Annotated in this window: 20 protein-coding genes; 1 reads left to right on the forward strand and 19 read right to left on the reverse strand. The window is 70.3% G+C overall.

The window, feature by feature from the left end; all coding sequences use genetic code 11:
- The first annotated feature begins 14 nt into the window (after positions 1-14).
- A complete protein-coding gene (locus tag IE177_RS12300) occupies positions 15-1,085 on the forward strand; it encodes an Acg family FMN-binding oxidoreductase (RefSeq protein ID WP_190015304.1) in 1,071 nt (356 codons plus the stop codon).
- On the opposite strand, the gene IE177_RS12305 is transcribed toward IE177_RS12300, so the two are convergent.
- The 19 genes from IE177_RS12305 to IE177_RS12395 all read right to left on the reverse strand — a co-directional run bounded on the left by IE177_RS12305 (position 988) and on the right by IE177_RS12395 (position 19,622).
- Complete coding sequence (locus tag IE177_RS12305; RefSeq protein WP_190015305.1) at positions 988-1,329, reverse strand: GNAT family N-acetyltransferase; 342 nt, start codon at positions 1,327-1,329, stop codon at positions 988-990. The genes IE177_RS12300 and IE177_RS12305 overlap by 98 nt on opposite strands.
- A gap of 36 nt (positions 1,330-1,365) precedes the next feature.
- Positions 1,366-1,785, reverse strand: coding sequence for an aspartate 1-decarboxylase (gene panD / locus IE177_RS12310; protein ID WP_190015306.1), 420 nt, complete (start codon positions 1,783-1,785; stop codon positions 1,366-1,368).
- A 497-nt stretch (positions 1,786-2,282) separates the two neighbouring features.
- A complete protein-coding gene (locus IE177_RS12315; protein WP_190015307.1) occupies positions 2,283-3,443 on the reverse strand; it encodes an LLM class flavin-dependent oxidoreductase in 1,161 nt (386 codons plus the stop codon).
- 32 nt (positions 3,444-3,475) lie between these two features.
- Entirely contained in the window at positions 3,476-4,672 is a 1,197-nt protein-coding gene (locus IE177_RS12320; protein WP_190015308.1) for an SfnB family sulfur acquisition oxidoreductase, read from the reverse strand.
- Positions 4,669-5,226, reverse strand: coding sequence for an NADPH-dependent FMN reductase (gene ssuE, locus IE177_RS12325; protein ID WP_190015309.1), 558 nt, complete (start codon positions 5,224-5,226; stop codon positions 4,669-4,671). The genes IE177_RS12320 and ssuE overlap by 4 nt, the downstream gene beginning before the upstream one ends.
- Positions 5,227-5,267: 41 nt before the next feature.
- Positions 5,268-6,404 (reverse strand): dimethylsulfone monooxygenase SfnG, encoded by a 1,137-nt coding sequence (gene sfnG, locus IE177_RS12330; RefSeq protein ID WP_190015310.1) that lies wholly within the window; start codon positions 6,402-6,404, stop codon positions 5,268-5,270.
- Between the two features lie 282 nt (positions 6,405-6,686).
- Positions 6,687-8,012: an LLM class flavin-dependent oxidoreductase gene (locus tag IE177_RS12335; protein ID WP_190015311.1), complete on the reverse strand. Its 1,326-nt coding sequence runs from the start codon at positions 8,010-8,012 to the stop codon at positions 6,687-6,689.
- Positions 8,009-9,067: an aliphatic sulfonate ABC transporter substrate-binding protein gene (locus tag IE177_RS12340; protein ID WP_190015312.1), complete on the reverse strand. Its 1,059-nt coding sequence runs from the start codon at positions 9,065-9,067 to the stop codon at positions 8,009-8,011. The genes IE177_RS12335 and IE177_RS12340 overlap by 4 nt, the downstream gene beginning before the upstream one ends.
- A gap of 43 nt (positions 9,068-9,110) precedes the next feature.
- Entirely contained in the window at positions 9,111-9,842 is a 732-nt protein-coding gene (locus IE177_RS12345) for an ABC transporter ATP-binding protein (RefSeq protein ID WP_190015313.1), read from the reverse strand.
- Positions 9,839-10,732 (reverse strand): ABC transporter permease, encoded by an 894-nt coding sequence (locus IE177_RS12350; protein ID WP_190015314.1) that lies wholly within the window; start codon positions 10,730-10,732, stop codon positions 9,839-9,841. Before IE177_RS12350 ends, IE177_RS12345 begins: the two co-directional genes overlap by 4 nt.
- Positions 10,729-11,625, reverse strand: a complete 897-nt coding sequence (locus IE177_RS12355) for a TauD/TfdA dioxygenase family protein (RefSeq protein ID WP_190015315.1) — start codon at positions 11,623-11,625, stop codon at positions 10,729-10,731. Before IE177_RS12355 ends, IE177_RS12350 begins: the two co-directional genes overlap by 4 nt.
- 787 nt (positions 11,626-12,412) lie before the next feature.
- Positions 12,413-12,562 carry a hypothetical protein gene (locus IE177_RS12360; protein ID WP_190015492.1) on the reverse strand — a complete coding sequence of 50 codons (150 nt, stop codon included), beginning with the start codon at positions 12,560-12,562 and terminating at the stop codon, positions 12,413-12,415.
- Positions 12,563-12,565: 3 nt separating this feature from the next.
- On the reverse strand, positions 12,566-14,380 hold the full coding sequence (locus IE177_RS12365) for an FAD-dependent oxidoreductase (RefSeq protein WP_190015316.1): 1,815 nt from the start codon (positions 14,378-14,380) through the stop codon (positions 12,566-12,568).
- Positions 14,380-14,643, reverse strand: a complete 264-nt coding sequence (locus IE177_RS12370; RefSeq protein ID WP_190015317.1) for a UBP-type zinc finger domain-containing protein — start codon at positions 14,641-14,643, stop codon at positions 14,380-14,382. The genes IE177_RS12365 and IE177_RS12370 overlap by 1 nt, the downstream gene beginning before the upstream one ends.
- A 5-nt stretch (positions 14,644-14,648) precedes the next feature.
- Positions 14,649-15,095, reverse strand: a complete 447-nt coding sequence (gene trxA, locus IE177_RS12375; RefSeq protein ID WP_190015318.1) for a thioredoxin — start codon at positions 15,093-15,095, stop codon at positions 14,649-14,651.
- A complete protein-coding gene (clpB, locus tag IE177_RS12380; RefSeq protein WP_190015319.1) occupies positions 15,092-17,731 on the reverse strand; it encodes an ATP-dependent chaperone ClpB in 2,640 nt (879 codons plus the stop codon). The genes trxA and clpB overlap by 4 nt, the downstream gene beginning before the upstream one ends.
- Positions 17,722-18,096, reverse strand: a complete 375-nt coding sequence (locus tag IE177_RS12385; protein ID WP_229816020.1) for a chaperone modulator CbpM — start codon at positions 18,094-18,096, stop codon at positions 17,722-17,724. Before IE177_RS12385 ends, clpB begins: the two co-directional genes overlap by 10 nt.
- Positions 18,093-19,031, reverse strand: a complete 939-nt coding sequence (locus IE177_RS12390; RefSeq protein WP_190015320.1) for a DnaJ C-terminal domain-containing protein — start codon at positions 19,029-19,031, stop codon at positions 18,093-18,095. The genes IE177_RS12385 and IE177_RS12390 overlap by 4 nt, the downstream gene beginning before the upstream one ends.
- Positions 19,032-19,037: 6 nt before the next feature.
- The gene (locus IE177_RS12395) at positions 19,038-19,622 is read right to left on the reverse strand and encodes a nucleotide exchange factor GrpE (protein ID WP_190015321.1); all 585 of its coding nucleotides are present in this window, start codon (positions 19,620-19,622) and stop codon (positions 19,038-19,040) included.
- Between the last annotated feature and the right edge of the window lie 9 nt (positions 19,623-19,631).

A 19,631-nucleotide genomic window follows, 5' to 3' on the forward strand; every position in this document is an offset into this window, starting at 1 on the left:
ACACAGGAGGCGTCATGCGCACCCAGGTCCTGCCCGAGCCGGCCACCGTCGAGTCGCTGTTGGCGGCCGCCGTGGCAGCCCCGTCGATCCACAACACCCAGCCGTGGCGCTTCCGCCTGGATCCCGACAACCAGGTGCTGGAGGTCCACTCGGCACGGGAGCGCACGCTGCCACTGGCGGACCCGGTGCACCGCGCCCAGTACCTGTCCGTGGGCGCCGCACTGTTCAACCTCCGCCTTGCCGCAGTCCATCAGGGGTGGCGGCCTGAGGTGACACTGCTGCCGGACACGCGACGGCCAGGGCTGCTGGCCACCGTACAGCTGACCGGCCCCCTCGCCGCGCACGAGCACCCCTCCGACTCCGACCTCTACGAGGCCGTCCAGCGGCGGCACACAAGCCGGATGCCGTTCACCGGCCGCCCCGTGCCCGAGTCGATCGTCGCTGAGATGACGGCGGCCGCACACGCCGCGGGCGCACGGCTGCACGTGCCGGACATCGCGGGGACACGCAGGTTGCTGCACCTGACCGCCACCGCCGAGGACCGCAACCACGCCGACCCGGCCCGCACCGCCGAAACCCGCGCCTGGATCAACGCGCCGGCCTCGAACGCTCCCTACGGCATCCCCGTCACCGCCCTCGGCCCGGCCGACGCGGCCGGACGGATGCCGATGCGCGACTTCACCGGACTGCCCGCCCTGCGCCTGCCCGCCCTGTGGTTCGAACGCCATGTGCAGCTGGCCCTGCTGTGGACCGGCCACGACCGACGACAGGACTGGCTGCGAGCAGGACAGGCCCTGCAGTACGTCCTGCTCACCGCGACCGCCCGCGGCCTGCGGACGTCACTCCTGCACCAGGCCATGGAATGGCCCGACCTGCGGTCGGCCATGGCCCTCCCCCAGCACAAGCGGTGCCATCCGCAGGTGCTGATCCGATTCGGCTACGGCCCTGACGGCGGCCGCACACCGCGAGCGAGCGGTCAGGCCGGGCTCAGCCACCGGAGCCGGCCCGCACCCTTTCCTCGGCGGCCGCCAGCAGCTCCGGGTCGGCCGGCGGAGCAACGTCGGGGTGGCGTTCGGCCCACCTGACGACGTACGGGCAGAGCGGGACCACCGGGACGCCCTCGCGCCCGGCGAGGGCGTACAGCTCGCGGGCGAGGGAACCGGCGATGCCGCGTCCCTCGTGGGCGGGCTCGACGATCGTGTGAACGGGGACCAGGGCGCGTGCCGGAGACTCCAGCACGAAGTACTCGACGTACCCGACGACTTCACCGTCGCCGACGGCTTCGAGGCGGCCCGCCGCCCGGTCGTCGCGGATCTCGGTCTCACTCATGGCGCGTACGCTCCCGGTCCCTGTCCGGCCCGTGGATCAGGCCCCTACGGCCTGCGGGCTGCGCTGCTGGTCGGTGCCGGGCACCGGCTCGGACGGGTCTGCGCCGAGGGACACGATCCGGTTGTCGCCGTCGACGTGCACGACCCGGGGCTCGAGCGCCCGCGCCTCGGCATCGCTGACCTGAGCGTAGCTGATGATGATCACCAGGTCGCCCGGGTGCACGAGATGGGCGGCGGCGCCGTTGATCCCGATCACCCCGGACCCGCGCTCGCCCTCGATGACGTAGGTCTCCAGCCGGGCGCCGTTGTCGATGTCGACGATGTGCACGAGCTCGCCCGGCAGCAGGTCGGCGGCGTCGAGCAGATCGGCGTCGATGGTCACCGATCCCACGTAGTGCAGGTCGGCCTGGGTGACGGTGGCTCGGTGGATCTTGGACTTGAACATGGTTCGCAGCATGGAGTAGCTCCCGGTTTGTCTGCTCCCTGCCTGTCTGCGCAGGTCAAGGGCGGTCTTCGGAGGCTACATCGTTTCGCATGTTCGGTCAGCTGTTGCCAGGTGTTCCAGAACTCACACTGACCCGTTGCCGACTTTTCTGACGCCGCCACAATCGGACGAGCACTCGCTCACGGGCTCTCGGCGCGCTTTCCGTCCAAGCGGCCTACGTCGGTCGACTCCACAGCCGCCAAGTAGGCGGGCAACGCCTCAGTGGCCCGCTCGAAGGAGGTGATCCTTGCTTTCCCTGCGGCTTTGCGAGTCTGTCGCCGGTCAGCGAGCCTGTCGTCCAAGTTCTGCGCAGGCCATCCTCCGCACGATGCCCTCCCGAGCCACTCCGGCACAGTGGATGCGCGTGCGCGCGATCGCGTTCACGGGGGCGGCAGGACGCCGGCAGCGTCGCGCCGGGTGGCCTCGCGGGCACTTCGCGACCGCCTCGGCGTCATCGGCGATCACCTGGGTCACCGCGCGCTCCCGCCGCCGGCGAAGGGGACCTGGGCGGCGGGGGCCACCTGCTGCCCGTACGGGTGCCGCCACAGACCCTGCGCCTGAAGCTTCGGCAGCACGCCCTCGCCGAACCAGTACGCCTCCTCCAGATGCGGATACCCGGAGAAGATGAACTCCTCGATCCCCAACGCGGCGTACTCCTTGATCCGCTCGGCAACCTCTGTGTGACTGCCGACCAGGGCGGTCCCCGCCCCGCCCCGCACCAGCCCGACGCCCGCCCACAGATTGGGGTGGATCTCCAGCCCGTCCCGGTTGCCGCCCCCGTGCAGGGCCAGCATCCGCTGCTGTCCCTCGGACTCACTGCGGGCGAGTCCGGCCTGAACCTGACGCACGGTCTCCGCGTCGAAGCCCGCCAGCAGCCGCTCCGCCTCGGTCCACGCCTGCTCGGAGGTGTCGCGGGTGATGACGTGCAACCGGATTCCGAAGCGGACGCTGCGGCCCTCCTGCGCGGCCAGCTTCCTGATCCAGGCGATTTTCCCGGCGACCTGCGTCGGCGGCTCACCCCACGTGAGGTAGACGTCGACATGCCGCGCGGCCACCTCCCCGGCGATCGGCGAGGAGCCCCCGAAGTACACCTCGGGCACCGGGTCGGGCACCCGGGCCAGCCTGGCGTCCTCAACCCGGAGGTGCTCGCCGGACAGGTCGACGGTCTTGCCCTCCCACAGCCCCCGGACGATTTCCAGGAACTCGCCGGTACGGCGGTACCGCGCCTCCTTGTCCAGGAAGTCCCCGTAGGCCCGCTGCTCGTGGCTCTCACCGCCGGTGACCACGTTGAGCAAGAGCCGTCCGCCGGTCTGCCTCTGGAAGGTGGAGGCCATCTGCGCCGCGAGCGTCGGCGAGACGAAGCCGGGGCGGAAGGCGACGAGGAACTTCAGGCGCTCGGTGTTCTGGCTGACCAGGGCGGTGGTCAGCCACGCGTCCTCGCACCACGCGCCGGTCGGCGTGAGCGCGCCGACGAAGCCCAGGTCCTCGGCGGCGCGGGCGATCTGGCTCAGGTAGGCGACCGTCGGTGGCCGGTCGCGCCCGGACTTCGTGGCGGGGGTGCCGTGGCCGCCGCCGACGACGTGGCGGCTGTCGCCGTTGGTGGGCAGGAACCAGTGGAAGGTGAGGGACACGTGGGGCTCCGATCAGTGGTCGTCAGCGTTCGTCAGAGGAGGCCGTGCCGGGGCGGCTTGGTGCCGTTGAGCACGTATCGGCCGATGTGCTGGACCTTCCAGCGGGCCGGGTCGTGCAGGGTGTGGGTGCGCGCGTCGCGCCAATGGCGGTGCAGGCCCAGGGAGTCGAGCGCCGAGCGGGTGCCGGAAACCTCGAAAAGGGCGCTGGCGACCTCGACGGCGGCCTCGGCCGCCGTCACCTTCGCGGTGGCCACCGCGATCGATGCCTCGGCGGCCGAGTCGTCGGTCAGATCGGCGCGGGCGTCGTCGACTGCGCGGGCGGCCTCGCGAAGCAACGCTTCGGCAGCTCTTTCTCTGATCGCCAGTTCGCCGAACCGCTGGATCAACAGCGGATCCTCCGCGGCGGTCGCGTGCCCTTCGGCGGCGCTCTCGAACCAGGGGCGGCTCTTCGTACGGACGAACTCCACCGCCTCGGTCAGGGCCCCGGAGGCGATCCCGGCGTCGATGGCCGTGTGTAGCAACTGCGCCATGGCACCATGGAGTTGCGGACCCTGGAAGGTGAGGTGGTGGGGCACGACGCGGTCGGCGGGCACGGGCACCGACTCCAGGCGGACGGTTCCGCTGGCGGTGGTGCGCTGTCCCATCCCGTCCCAGTCGTCCACGATCGTGAGGCCGGGCGCGTCGCGCGGGACGTAAGCCACGTGCAGCGTGTCGTCCTCGAAGCGGGCGAGGACGGGGATCCAGTGGGCGAACAGCGCGCCGGTGGAGTAGTGCTTGACGCCGTCGAGGACGTACGCCCCGTCCGGGCGCCGGGCGAGGCGGGTGCGGATGTCCTGGACGTGCTGGGTGCCCGCCTCGGACTGAGCGTTGCCGAACCGCTTGCCGGCCAGTACCTCGCCGAAGAAGAACTCCTGCTGCTCGTCGGTCCCCTGCCGGCGCAGCACGTTGAGATACACGAAGTGGCTCTGCGGGATCTGGGCCAGGCTGGCGTCGGCCGCGGCAAGTAGCCGGAAGATCTCGGCGAGCGTGTCCGCACGGACGTCCGCGCCGCCGAACCGGGCGGGCACGGTCACGGCGAGCAGCCCGGAGGCGGACAGCCGTTCCAGCTCCGCGTGCGGGAGCCTGCGCCGTGCGTCCCGCTCGGCGGCGCCCTTACGGAAGTCCGCGGCCAGTTCCGCAGCCACGGCAAGGGCCTCGGCGTCGTCCGCGATGACGTGCGCGACGCTCATCCGGCGGCCGCCAGCAGCGTCGTCCGCCCGCCCAGCGCGGCCGAGAACTGGTCCGTCACCTGTGCGAGAGCCTCGGCCGATCCCGGCGCGACGGTCAGTGTTCCGTCCTTGCCCACCGTGATGTCCTTGTCGAGCGTGAACCATCCCGGCGTGATGTGCGCAGGGCCCATGGAGGCCAGCACCGGGCGCAGCGCGTAGTCGATGGCCAGGACGTGGGCGGTGGAGCCGCCGGTGGCCAGCGGGAGGACCGTCTTGCCCGCCAGCGCGTACTGCGGGAGCAGGTCCAGCAGCGACTTCAGCAGTCCGGAGTAGGCGGCCTTGTAGACGGGGGTACCGATCACCACCCCGTCCGCCTGCTCGAACAGGGCGGTGGCCCGGACGATCGCCGGGTGACCGAAGTCGGCCCCGAGCAGCGCCTCGGCAGGCAGGGTACGAATATCCAGCGCAATCACCTCGTGCCCCTGCGCGATGAGCCGCTCGTCCAGGTGGCACAGCAGCCGAGCGGTGCGGGAGGCGGCAGAAGGGCTTCCGGAGACGGACAGGACAGTGGCCATGGGAGGACCTTTCGGTTCGTCGTTTCGTGTGCGGGCCGCGGTCAGGCGTGGGCGGCGGCGGGCTCGGACGCGGCTTCCTGTGCCTCCAGTTCGCGCACCAGGGGCAGCACCCGCTTGCCGAAGTACTCCACCTCCTCCAGGTAGTGCAGGAAGCCGAGAAGGAAGAGGTCGACGCCGAGCCTCTTGTAGGCGACGATCCGCTCGGCGATCTGCTCAGGGGTGCCGATCAGACCCGTGCAGAAGCCGTCGTTGTACTGGACGAGGTCCTCGAAGCTCGAGTCCTGCCACATGCCCTTGCCGTCGGCGGTGGACGGACCGGCCTGCTGGACGGCGTCGCGGAAGCCGTGCACGGCCTGCATGTCGGCCTTGGCGACGATCTCGCGGAGCGTGTCGCGGGCTTCGGCTTCGGTGTCGCGGGCGATGAGGAAGCCGTTGAGGCCGAACTTCGGCGGTGTACGGCCCGCTTGGGCGGCTGAGGCACGGACGTCGTTGATCTGCTCGGTGACCCCGCCGAAGTCCTTGCCGTTGGAGAAGTACCAGTCGGAGACGCGGCCGGCCATGGCGCGCGCGGCGGTGGAGTTGCCGCCCTGGAAGATCTCCGGGTGCGGGCGCTCGGGGGTGTTGAGTGGCTTGGGCTTGAGGGAGAAGTCGCGCAACCGGTAGAAGTCACCGGCGAGCTCGGCATGGTCCTCGGTCCAGATCTGCCGCAGGGCGCGGATGAACTCCTCCGAGCGCCGGTAGCGCTCGTCGTGCTCCAGCCAGGGCTCGCCCAGCGCGGTGAACTCGCCCTTGAACCAGCCCGATACGACGTTGACGGCGAAACGGCCGTTCGACAGGTGGTCGGCGGTGGCCCCGAGCTTGGCGAGGACACCCGGGTGCCAGAGGCCGGGATGCACGGCGGCGATGACCTTCAGCCGCTGCGTGGCGAGCAGCAGGGCCAGGCTGAAGCTGGTCGACTCGTGCTGGTACTCGGCGCCGTAGCTCGCCATGTAGCGGACCTGGCTGAGCGCGTAGTCGAAGCCGTTGTTCTCGGCGAGGACGGCGAGTTGGCGGTTGTAGTGGTAGCCCCAGTCGGTGCGCTGCTCGATCTTGCTGGTGACCAGACCGCCACTGACATTCGGCACCCAGTAGGCGAAGCGGACGGGATCGGATCCGGGGTGTTCGGAGGATGCGGGCATGGGAACTCCTGGCAGGAAATGCTGCGCGGGCAGGACGAGTGAGCTCCGCGGAATTCAGGCACGCTGGAGCGGCGTATCAGGGAAAGCCGTCGTCACGACGGAACAAGCCGGGGCGGAATTCACTCAAGGAAGTCACGGAGGGAGGGGGTGGGAGGGTTTCCCTCGGGTGCGCTCAGACCCGACAGCGGCAGAAGGCCCTCGTCCCGCAGTGCGGGCGGACTCCCGCCGCTCCGGGAAGTGGCAGCGGCGGGAGTCGCTGGCGGACCGCCCACGGAAAGCGGTTCAACCGTGGAACTGGTTCGCCGGGACCGGGAGGCCGTAGTGCTCGCGCAGGGTCGTGCCCTCGTACTCCTCGCGGAACAGGCCCTTGCCGCGCAGGATCGGCAGCACATGCTCCACGAAGGCCGCAAGGCCGGACGGCAGGGCGGGCGCCATGATGTTGAACCCGTCCGCGGCACCGCCCTCGAACCAGGCGATGATCGTGTCCGCGATCTGCTCGGGCGTGCCCACGAACTCGAAGTGGCCGCGCCCACCGCCGAGCCGGGAGATGATCTGGCGAACCGTCAGCTGCTCGCGCACCGCGAGATCGATGATCAGGTCGGAACGGCTCTGCGAGCCTTCCAGCTTCGGCCTGGCGAGGATGGAGTCCGGCAGAGGGTCGTCGAGTGCGAAGACCGACGGCTCGGTCTCGAACACGGCGGCCAGCTGGCGCAGTCCGTACTCCGGCACGCGCAGCTCGTCGAACTCCCGTGCAAGCTCCCGGGCCTCCTCCTCGGTGGACCCGATGTACGGGACGATGCCCGGCAGGACGATCACACCGTCCGGGTCGCGTCCCGCGGCCCTGGTGCGGGCCTTGATGTCGGCGTAGAAGGCGGCGGCGCGTTCGTACGTCGTGTGGGCGGTGAAGATCGCCTCGGCGTGGCGGGCCGCGAAGTCCTTACCGTCCTCGGAGGAGCCGGCCTGGACGAGCAGCGGGTAGCCCTGCGGTGGACGCTCCACGTTGAGCGGGCCGGCCACCTTGAAGTACCGGCCCTGGTGGCCGAGCCGGTGCAGCCGCGCGGGGTCGGCGTAGCGTCCCGTGGCCCTGTCCGCGAGGACGGCCTCGGCCTCCCAGCTGTCCCACAGCGCCTTGGCGACCTTCAGGAACTCGTCGGCGCGGGCGTAGCGCTCGGCGTGGCCCGGGCGGGCGTCGAGGCCGAAGTTGGCGGCCTCGTCAGCCCCGGCCGAGGTGACGATGTTCCAGCCGGCGCGGCCTCCGCTGACGTGGTCGACGGACGCGAGCCGGCGGGCGAGGTTGTACGGCTCGTTGTAGGTCGAGGACACGGTCGCGATAAGGCCGATCCTGCTGGTCGCCTGGGACAGGGCGGTGAGCAGGGTCAGCGGTTCGAGCTGGCCCGGCGGCCGGAACTCGCCGGTTCCGATGAGGGCGGGGCCGTCCGCGAGGAACAGCGAGTCGAACTTGGCGCTCTCGGCGAGCCGGGCCAGCTCGATCCAGTGCCGGAGGTCGAAGTCGGCCCGCGGGTTGCTTTCAGGGAGCCGCCATGCTGCTTCATGGTGACCCGCCTCCATGAGGAAGGCGTTGAGGTGGAGCCGCCGTCTCGCGCTCATGAGGTGACCTTCAGCTTGGAGCTGTCGTAGCCGGCCGGGAGGAGGTTGTCGGTGATCGACTTGATGTCGACCTTCTTGGTGATCTGGCCCGCCTCCAGGAAGGCGTCGGCGAGCTTCTGCTCCAGCTCGATGTCCGACCGGTCCACCGGGGTCACCCGGTTCGAGTAGGCGGCCACGGACGCCTTGGCGTCGTCCAGCGGGATGCCCTGCTCCTTCGAGAGCGCCTGCGCATACTTGTCGGGATTCTTGACGGCCCAGGCGAACTCCCGCGAGAGCCTCTTCAGGACGTCCGTGAGAGCCGCGCGTTTGGTCTTGTCCTTCAGGGACGTGTCACTGGCGACGTAGTAGCTGCTCGTCTGGTCGATCGGCGGCAGACCCTTCACCAGGATCCGCGCACCGTTCTTGACCGCGATGGCCGACTGCGGGTTCCAGATCGACCAGGCGTCCACCTTGCCGGTGTTGAACGCCGTCGCGCCTGCCGCCGGGTCGAGGAAGACCAGCTTGGCGTCCTTGGGGGTGAGGCCGACGCTCTTCAGCGCGTTCAGGGCGAGACCGTGGGCCGAACTGCCCTGCGGGACAGCGATCTTCTTGCCCTTGAGGTCGGCCGCCGTCTTCAGCTCCGAGCCCTTCGGCACGATGATGTTCTCCACGGCCTGGTCGGGCGTGAGCGAGCGGTTGACGGCGACGACCTTGAAGCCGTACTCCTTCGCGGCGCCCGTGATCGGTGGGACGTCGCCGACGCTGCCGAGGTCGATGTCGCCCGAGGCGGCGGCCTGCACGAGCGGCGGCCCGTAGGTGAACCGGGCGAACTTCACCTTGTAGGGCGCTTTGTCGAACACGCCGGTCAGCTTCGCCAGCTCCTGGCTGCCGTCACCGCCGTTGTCGCCGATGGTGAAGGTGTACTTGCTCCACTCGGGGTGCTTGGCGTCGCTCGTGTCGGCGGCGTTGCTCAGCGGCGCGTCGGTGTCCGACGACGACGATCCGCAGGCGACCAGGGTGCCCGCCAAGGCGAGCGAGCCGACGGCGCCGATGAGTCTGGTGGTCCTCTTTCGCATGGGTAGTCGTGCTTTCTGTGCTGGGTGAGGGTGTTCGGGGAAGTCAGTGCTGGCTGGCGAGGCCGAGGTCTTCCAGGAGCCGGGCGCGGAGTTCCTCGCGTGCGACGCTCACCTCACGGTCCGCGGCAGGCAGGTGCACGTCGTGCGAGGTGCCGATGCGGCCGTTGCTCATGACGACGATGCGGTCCGCCAGGGCGATCGCTTCGTCGACGTCGTGGGTGACGAGCAGCATGGCGGCGTGGTGCCTGGTCCGCAGCGCGCGTACGAGGTCGTGCATGCGCAGCCGTGTGATGGCGTCGAGGGCCGCGAACGGCTCGTCGAGAAGCACCAGTTCGGGCTCCGAGACCAGTGCTCGCGCGAGCGACACCCGCTGGGCCTCGCCTCCGGAGAGCTCCTTGGGCCATGCCTTCGCACGGCCCGAGAGTCCGACCTCGGCGAGCACGTCGCGGGCCCGCTGGTCGGCGTCGGGTCCGTGCAGGCCGAGCGTGACGTTGCGCAGGACCCGTTGCCACGGCAGCAGCCGGTCGGACTGGAAGACGATCGCACGCCGTGCCGGGACCTCCACGCGCCCTCCGTCGGGCCGGTCCAGTCCGGCGAGCAGACGCAGGAGAGTGCTCTTGCCGCAGCCCGACGGGCCGAGCAGGATCACCAGCTCCTCGTCGGCGATCGTGAGGTCGAGGTGGTCGAGCACCACCCGGTCACCGAACCGACGGACCACCTGCTCGACGGCGACCCCGGTCTGCCGACGGGGCTCGGTCGCGACTGCGCTGCTCATGACGCCTCATAACTGGGTCGCCACCGCAGCAGCACCCGCTCGAGAGCCCGGACGAACTGGTCGGCGAGCAGACCGAGGAGCGAGTAGATCACCAGCCCCACGAAGACCTGGTTGGTCTGGAGATAGGTCTGCCCCTGCGTGATGAGGAAGCCGAGTCCCTTGTCGGCGTTGACCGTTTCGGCGGCGACGAGGCCCAGCACGCTGTACGCGAGGGAGAACCTCAGACCGACCAGGAAGCCCGGCAGGGCTCCGGACACCAGCACCCGCGTCACCAGGCGCCAGGTGCCCGCGCCCGTCGTGCGTGCCATCTCGATCAGCCGCTGGTCGACGCCCCGGATCGCGGCGAACAGGTTGAGATACATCGGGACGCCGGCTCCGAAGGAGATCAGCAGCACCTTCGTGAGCTCGTCGATGCCGAACCACACGATCATCAGCGGCAGCACCGCGAGGAGAGGGATCGTGTTGAGCACCTGCACCAGGCCGTTGAACAGGTACTCACCGCTGCGCAGCAGCCCACCGAGTACGCCGGTGCTGACGCCCACCGTCAGCCCGATGGCGAGACCGGTGCCGGCCCGCTGCAGCGAGATCGCCAGGTCGGGCCCGAGAACGCCCTGCTGCCACAGATCGGCGGCGGACTTCACGATGGAGGTCGGTGCCGGAGCGTAGGTCTTCGCCAGCACTCCGGCCCGGGCGAGCACCTCCCAGGCGATGAGGATCGCGACGGGAGTCGTGTAGATGCCCAGCGGCCAGCGCAGGCGCTCGCGGAGTGTGCTGATTGGCGTTCGACGGCGGGCGTCGCGCGGCAGGAACACCTCGCGTTCCCGCGCGCTCGTCGTCCCGGTGTCCGGGCTCTCGCTGACGGCGGGCGCCTTGAGGCTGAGCTCGGTCATGCCGCCACCTCCAGCACGTTGCTGTAGTGCGAGGCGTCGCCGACGAGTTGCTCGCTGTGGCGTCCGTCGACGCCGACCGGAACGTCTCCGGAGATCGTCACCCGGTTCAGGCGGCGGGGGTGGTCGTCGTAGTTGTCCACCCCGTAGTGCTGGGTGATCCGGTTGTCGAAGATCAGCAGCTGGTTGGGCGCCCAGGCCCAGCGCAGGATGTTCTCCGGACGGGTCACATACGACTGGAAGAGGCGAAGCAGTTCGGCCGACTCGCTGCCCGACAGACCGACGATCTGCTTGGCGAACCCGCCGACGAACAGACCGCGTTCGCCCGTCAGCGGATGTACCCGCACGACCGGGTGCTCCGCTTCGTACGGCGTCGAGACGAAAATCCGGTCGTACTCCTCTCGCTGTGCCGTCTTGGCCGAAGGGCGGGCGTAGTCGTACCGGTTGGTGTGCACGACGCGCAGCGAGTCCGCGAGGACCCGCAGCGGTTCGGGCAGGTCACGGTAGGCCGCGGCAGCGTTCGCGATGAGCGTCTCGCCGCCGTACGGCGTGGTCACGACCGACCGCAGCGTGGTGGCCTGCGGCGGGTTGACCACGAAGGAGACGTCCGTGTGCCACTCGTTGGCCTTGGACGTCTCGCTGTCGACGGCGAGCACGTTCGTCGTACCGTCGGCGGCCGGCACGTTCGGGTGAGCGGTGGTGAGTTCGCCGAACCAACCGGCCACACGTTCCTGACCGGCATGGTCGAGGTTCACGTCGTCGAACACGATCGCCTTGTGCTCGTTGAGGGCGTCACGCAGCGCCGTGACCGTCAAGGGGTCGGGCGGCGCGGTGAGGTCGACGCCCTCGACGACCGCGCCGATGCGGCCGGTGAGTTTGCGGATGGACGGAGGCATGAGGGGGTCCCTCCCGGACAGATCGGCACGCCAAAGGGTGCTGGAAATAGGGGCGTTGGGTATATGGGCTGGCACTGCGCAGGACTGCTCGACCACGTGCGGAACGCTGGGCTGGGCGGACCGGAGAGAAGAGCACCTGGCTGCAGGACCGCTACAGCCGCGTTCTCAGCGACCGCGTCGGCGTGCGCGAACAGGCTCCCGGCTCACACGAGAAGGAGAGGAGAGGGGGAGCCCTCAGGAGGTGGAGACGACGATCCCGCGGAGAGGCATCGCAGTGTCAGCGGCTTTGCACCGCCGCTGCCAGGCACGCGCCATGGGCGCACACCGGCCGCCGCCGGGGAGCACTTCCCGGGTCAGCGACAACAAAACGCGCTGGAGACGTGCGCCAGATCGATGTGGCGCCGCCGGGTCAGGTCCACGCGCGGGTTCATGGTTCGGGAGTTCAGCAGATGTCCACCAGGCTGGTCAAGGAGTTCCCGGGCAGGTCTTGCATTGCGGACACGGAGAACGTCTCCGCCTGCTCGGGACACACTCACGTCACCTTCTGGCAGCAACGAACGTGAGGGCACACCCACGGGGTCGGGCACGATCGCCCCGCAGGTCGCCGGTGTCCTGGCCGCTGCACGAACGGCATGGCGTCTTCCGCCGCACCGGCACCCTCCGCTCGGTTGCCTACCGCCCGGGCGCCCCGGGACCGGACTCCCCGACGGCCGTGGCCCAGGCTCTGCGTGACGCGGCGGCGTTCGAGTGAGCGTCGCCGCCGCGCTGCCGGTGACTGCGCGGAGAGTCAGCTCGGAGCGAAGAGGCGTCCCGTGTTCTGCAGGACGTACCCTGCCACGTTCGTGCCGAGGGTGATCCCCACCTCGTCGGCCGACCGGCTCTTCAAGGAGTCAGGGACGCTCTCCTTCTTCCTTCCCGTGATCTCGTCGTCCGCCATTCGTCATGCGAGCCATGCGGACTCCTTGTGACGCAGGCGTGGGGAGACGTCCGAGTGGCCCGCGACAGCTGACGTGCCCGTGGTGCCGGGTACGGCGGAGTGCCCCAGGTGCCGGTGCACGAAGTGGATGGCCATCGCGCCCTCACCGGCCGCGGAGGCCACCCGCTTCACCGAGCCGCTGCGGACGTCCCCCACCGCGAAGACCCCGGGCAGGCTGGCCTCCAGGGTCATGCACGAGCGCCCGCGGCCGTGCCACACCTCGGGGGAGACGCAGGCTTCCTGGGCCTCCGGCCCGGTGAGGACGAAGCCGCGGGAGTCGAGGGCGATGGTGCCGGCGAGCCACTCGGTGTGAGGTTCGGCGCCGGTGAACACGAACAGGCTCCGTACCGCGAGCCGGCGGTGCCCGCCCGTGCGGTTGTCGACCACGTCGAGCTCCTCCAGCGCTTCCTGGCCGATGACCTCGGTGACCTCGGTGTGCAGCATGACCTCCACCCGCGGATGGCGCTCGACCTGGTCGACCAGGTAGCGGGACATGTTGGCCTCGAGGCCGGCTCCTCGGACCAGGAGGTGCACCTTCGGCGCGTAACCGGCGAGGAACAGCACCGCCTGGCCGGCCGAGTTGCCTCCGCCGACGACGGCCACCGGGTCGGTGCGGCACTGCTGGGCCTCGTAGACGGTCGCCGAGTAGTGCACGCTCGTTCCCTCCAGACGTTCGATGCCGGGCACCTGGAGCCGGCGGTAGCGGGCACCCATGGCCAGGACGACGGCGCGGGCGGCGATCTCGCTGCCGTCGGCGAACGCCACGACATAGTGGTCGTCGTCCTTGGGATGGAGGCCGGTCGCCTCCAGTGGAAGGCTGATCCCGGCGCCGAATTTCTCGGCCTGGAGCACAGCGCGTTCGGTGAGTTCGGCGCCGGAGATGCCGGATGGGAAGCCGAGCAGATTCTCGATGCGGGACGACGTGCCGGCCTGGCCGCCGGTGGCCATCGCCTCCGCCACCGTGGTGCTCAGACCCTCGGAGGCGGCGTACACCGCGGCAGCGAGGCCGGCGGGTCCGGAGCCCACGATGAGGACGTCGCCGTGACGGTTCCCGGCGGGTAGTGACGGCAGGCCGATGAGCCGGGCCAGTTCCGCGTTGCTGGGGTTGCGCAACAGGGTGGTGTCCCGCCAGATGACGAGTGGTGTCTCCGCCGGGCCGACGCCGAACCGGCGCAGCAGCTCCTCGGCCTCCTCGTCGGTCTCCAGGTCGATCCAGCGGTGCGGCAGCCGGTTGCGGACGGCGAACTCGCGCAGCCGCCTGGTGTCGGGCGAGTAGCGGGAGCCGATGATGCGGAAGCCGGCGCCCTGTCCGACGAGCAGCGCGCGACGGCACAGGCAGGCGCGCAGCACGACGTCCCCGATGGTGGGGTCCTGGGACACCAGGTGGCGCAACTGGTCCAAGGAGACAGCGAGGACCTCGCCGGGCTCCCTGGCGACAGCGGTGTAGAAGGCCACCTGTCCGTACAGCAGGCCGAGTTCGCCGATGAAGCGACCGGGGCCGTGCACGCGCAGCACGTGCTCCTCGGGAGTGCCGTGGTCCTCGACGACGGCGACGGTACCGCTGAGGACGACGAAGAACGTCTCGCAGCGCTTCCCTTCCCGGATCAGCACGTCGTTCGGAGCCATGCTCCGGCGTTGCCCGTGCTCCTCCAGACGTGCTGTCTGGTCCTCCGTGAGGCGCGGATACGCGCCGTAGATGTCCGGGGTCTCCCAGAAGGCGGCCTCGTCCGCTTCCTTCGGCACCGGTTCTTCGCCCGGCACCGACCGGTCGCCGGACATCAGACGAACGCCTCGTGCACGAAGCACCAGCGCCAGTCCTCGCCGGGCTGGAACGACTGCACGATCGGATGAGCGTCGGCGGCTGCGTGCCTGCGCGCGTGCTTGTTCGGCGACGAGTCGCAGCAGCCGACGTGGCCGCAGGTCAGGCAGAGCCTCAGGTGGACCCATGGGGAGCCGAGCATCAGACACTCCTGACACCCTTCCGGGGTCAGCGGCTGGACCGGCCGGACGAGCGCGAGGTGGGGGTCTGCGTGCATGGTCATCCGGATCACCCTTTCCGGGCGGTGATCGACTGTTCCACCCACCGGCGCAGAGCGGGGGCGGGCGCCGCCCCCGCCTGCCGGGCGACCGTCTCGCCCCGGTCGAGGATCAGCAGTGTCGGTACGGCCTGGACCTCGAAACGCTGCGACAGTCGCGGGTTCTTGTCGACGTCGACCTTGACGAGTTTGATTCGGCCGGCCAGATCGGTGGCGACCTTCTCCAGTGCGGGGCTGACCATGCGGCAGGGGCCGCACCAGGTGGCCCACAGGTCGACCACGACGGGGACGTCGGCCCGCTCGGCGACCTCGGCGAAGTCGTCGTCGCCCGCGTCCACCGTCCACGGTAGGGGCTGCTTGCAGTGGCCGCACTTGGGGCGGCCCTCCGCGGCCACGGGCACCCGGTTGGTGCGCCCGCAGTTGGGACAACTGACGGTCGTCGCCTGCATCGTGCTCATGCCGCCCGCGCTCCCTTCACGTCCTCGGGCTGGTCGTAGGTGACCACCAGTTCCCCCGCCTCGGCGTCGACGCGGACCGTCGCGCCGTCCTGGACGTCACCACGCAGAAGGGCGCGCCCCACCATCGTCTCGACCTCGTGGGAGATGTAGCGGCGCAGCGGCCGGGCCCCGTACACCGGGTCGTAACCCTGGTGGGCGATCAACTCCCGGGCAGCTTCGGTGAGTTCAACAGTGATGCGGCGTTCGGCGAGCCGACGGCGCAGCTCGTCGAACTGCAGCTCCACGATCCGCTCGATCTGCCGCTCGCCGAGCGGCTTGAACAGCACGATGTCGTCGACGCGGTTGAGGAACTCCGGGCGGAAGTGCCCGCGCAGCTCGCCCATCACCAGGGCGCGGGCGTCCGGCTTGATCTCGCCCTCGGCGGTGGCGCCGTCGAGGAGGTGCTCGGAGCCGATGTTGGACGTCATGATGATCACGGTGTTGCGGAAGTCGACGGTGCGGCCCTGGGAGTCGGTGATGCGACCGTCGTCGAGGACCTGCAGCAGGGTGTTGAAGACATCGGTGTGCGCCTTCTCGATCTCGTCGAACAGCACGACCGAGTAGGGCTTGCGGCGTACGGCCTCGGTGAGCTGACCGCCTTCCTCGTAGCCGACGTATCCGGGTGGTGCGCCCATGAGCCGGCTGACGGTGTGCCGCTCCTGGTACTCACTCATGTCGAGGCGGACCATGTTCTCCTCGGAGTCGAACAGGGCCGCCGCGAGGGTCTTGGCCAGCTCCGTCTTCCCGACGCCGGTGGGGCCGAGGAAGATGAACGAGCCGATGGGGCGGCGCGGGTCGCGGATGCCGGAGCGGGCGCGGATGATGGCGTCGGCGACGAGTTTGACGGCCTCGTCCTGGCCGATGACGCGCTCGCGCAGGATTTCGTCGAGGCGCAGCAGCTTCTCGCGTTCGCCCTCCTGGAGGCGGGCGACGGGGATGCCGGTCCAGGCCGCGACGATCTCGGCGATCTCCTCCTCGGTGACGACCTCGCGCAGCAGCCGGTTCCGCCCCTGTTTGGCGGCCAGTTGCTCCTCCTCGGCCTTCAGCCGGCGCTCCAGGTCCTGGAGGCGGCCGTAGCGGAGTTCGGCGGCGCGGTTGAGGTCGTAGGCGCGTTCGGCCTCCTCCGCCTCGTGGCGGACCTGCTCCAGTTCCTGGCGCAGCTCCTGCACGCGGCGGATGGCCTGCCGTTCGGCCTCCCACTGGGCGCGTTTGGCGTCGGCCTCGCCGCGCAGGTCGGCCAGTTCCTTGCGCAGTTCCTCCAGGCGGGTTTTGCTGGCGGCGTCGGTCTCCTTGGACAGGGCCGCCTCCTCGATCTCCAGGCGGGTGACGCGGCGGGTGATCTCGTCGAGTTCGGCGGGCATCGAGTCGATCTCGGTACGCAGCCGGGCGCACGCCTCGTCGACGAGGTCGATGGCCTTGTCGGGCAGGAACCGGTCGGTGATGTAGCGGTGGCTGAGGGTGGCCGCGGAGACCAGCGCGGTGTCCTGGATCTTCACGCCGTGGAAGACCTCGAGGCGTTCGCGCAGTCCGCGCAGAATGGAGATGGTGTCCTCCACGCTCGGCTCGTCGACCAGGACCTGCTGGAAGCGGCGTTCGAGGGCGGCGTCCTTCTCGATGTGCTTGCGATACTCGTCGAGGGTGGTGGCGCCGATCATGTGAAGTTCGCCGCGGGCGAGCATCGGCTTGAGCATGTTGCCCGCGTCCATGGCCCCTTCGGCGGCGCCCGCGCCTACGACGGTGTGGAGTTCGTCGACGAAGAGCAGGATGCGTCCCTGGGCGGCCTTCACCTCGGACAGGACGGCCTTGAGGCGTTCCTCGAACTCGCCGCGGTACTTGGCGCCGGCGACCAGGGAGCCCATGTCGAGAGCGAACACCGTCTTGTCGCGCAGACCCTCGGGCACGTCACCGCGAACGATGCGCTGGGCCAGGCCCTCGACGATGGCGGTCTTGCCGACGCCGGGATCGCCGATGAGGACGGGGTTGTTCTTTGTCTTGCGGCTGAGGATCTGGGTGACGCGGCGGATCTCCGCGTCACGGCCGATGACCGGGTCCAGCCGCCCGGACCGAGCCTCGAGGACGAGGTCGCGGCCGTACTTCTCCAGAGCCTCATAGGCCACTTCCGGGTTGGCGGAGGTGACGCGCTGGTTGCCGCGGACCTGGGTGAGCGCGCTCAGGAACGAATCCCGGGTCACGCCGTGCTCCTTGAGCAGGCGTCCGGCGGCGGTCGCCGAGCCCTCCTCGGCCAGGGCGAGCAGGAGGTGCTCCACGGACACGTACTCGTCCTTGAGGCGTTTGGCCTCCCGCTCGGCGGCATCGAGCAGGCGGGACAGGCGCTGAGTGACGAAGACCTGGCCGGGGGCCGCGCCGGGACCGGTGACCTTCGGGCGGCGGGAGAGTGCCTCGCGCACGGCCGCGCGCAGCTCCTTCGGCTCGGTGCCGGCCTGTTGCAGCAACCGTGGGATCAGACCGTCCTCCTGATCGAGAAGCGCGAGCAGCAGGTGTTCCCCGTCGACCTCGGTCTGCCCCATGCCGACGGCTGCGCTCTGGGCCTCCTGGAGGGCTTCCTGCGACTTCTGGGTGAGACGGTTCATGTCCATGGGGGTGTTTCACTCCTCGTACCGCGGCCGCGCAGGGCGGCTTCGAGCAGGCTGATGCGGTCGAGCAGGTCGAGCACCAGGCCGATGGATGCGTAGTTGAGGCAGAGTCCGGTGCGCAGCCGCTGGACGCGGGCGAGGGCGGCCGGTGCCGTGGGTTCGAACACCAGCCCTCCGGAGGCGTCACGCTCGGCCTCGACCAGGCCGAGAGCGACGAACCGGCGGATGAGGTCGGGATGGACCCCGGAGCGGCGGGCCACGGTCTGCAGGGAGAGCTTGGGCACCGGCACGATCGCGTACCGGACGCTTGCCGACGCGGGAGCTGTCAGCCGAGACGCCTGGCGCGCCCCGGCGCGTGGGTCACTCATCGTGTCCTCCTGGGGTCGAACGAGGAGACGGCGGCGAGCTCCTCGAAAAGTGCGCGCTCCCGGTCGCCGAGCCTGGACGGCACCATGATCCGGAGCTCGGCGTAGAGATTGCCGTTCGTGCCGCGCTGGTTCGGCATGCCCTCACCGCGCAGCCGCAGCCGCCGGCCGCTGGACGAGCCCGCGGGCACGCTGACCTTCGCCGTCGCCCCGCTCGGCGTGGGCACCGGAACCGTCGCGCCCAGCGCGGCCTCCCAGGGTGTGACCGGAAGCTGCACGTACACGTCCCGGCCGTCGAGGCGGAACTGGGGGTGCGGCTGGATCCGCACCCGCAGGTACAGGTCCCCCGCAGGGGCGTCACCGTTGCCCCGGCCGCCCTCACCCGCCAGCCGGATACGCTGCCCGTCGGTGACACCCGGTGGCACGTCGACCTCGTAGCGCCGCGGCTGTCCGGTGGGACCGGCGAGCGTGACGGTGCGATGCCCTCCGCGGTAGGCCTCCTCGACGGTGAGCGGCAGTTCGGCCTCCTGGTCGGCTCCGGGGACACGCACCCGTCCGGCGCCCCCGAAGAACGAGCCGAACAGGTCGTCGACGTCGACGCCCTCCGCGCCGAAGCCGCCGGTGGCGTACCGGACCCGGGGGCCGCCCCCGGTGGACCAGCGGAAGCCGCCACCGGGTCCGGCGCCTGCACCGACCCGCTCCTCCCAGTCCTCGGGGACCTTCCGGAAGTCCTCGCCGAAGCGGTCGTAACGGGCCCGCTGGTCGGGGTCGGACAGGACGCTGAAGGCCTCGTTGATCTCCTTGAACCGCTCCTCCGCCGCGGGGTCCTTGTTGACGTCCGGGTGGTACTTGCGGGCCAGCTTGCGATACGCCCGCTGGAGATCGTCCTTGTCGGCGTCTCGCGGGACCCCGAGAACCTCGTAGAAGTCGCGTGCCATGGCCGCTCACTCCCGCTTGGCGACGGTCACGGCGGCCGGCCTCAGCTGCCGCTCGGCCTCGCCGTAGCCGGGGCGCAGCACCTGCGCCACGGTGTTCGGTTCGGCGTCGGGATCCTGGACCACGCCGACGACTTCGTGCCGGGAGGGGTCGAACGGGACGCCGGTCTCGGCGTGACGCTCGTAGCCCAGGCGTTCAAGGATGGACACGGCCTGGTCGCGCACGGCGCGAACCCCCTCGACGATCGCCCCGGGGTCGGAGCCCGCGTGGTTCAGGGCCAGTTCCAGGTTGTCGACGACGGGAAGGAAGGCCGCGGCCGTGCGGGCGCGTTCGAGCGCGCGCTCCCGGTCCAGTTCCCTGGCGTGTCGCTTGCGCAGGTTGTCCAGGTCGGCGAGGGCACGTCGCCAGCGGTCCTCGACCTCTTTCAGCGCGGCCGCGTACTCGTCCTCGCCCCCAATCGGACCGGTGGCCGCGTCGGGGCCCGGTTCGGGCTCCGTGGTCGGCGGCGCGGGCTCGGGCAGGTGGCCCTGCGGCGGTTGTGCGGCGCCTTCGGGCGGCGGGTCGGACGAACGGTCCTGGGGAGGGATCGGCATGGCGGGCAC

Origin of the sequence: Streptomyces lucensis JCM 4490, from assembly GCF_014650035.1 — a bacterium.
Taxonomy (GTDB): domain Bacteria; phylum Actinomycetota; class Actinomycetes; order Streptomycetales; family Streptomycetaceae; genus Streptomyces; species Streptomyces lucensis.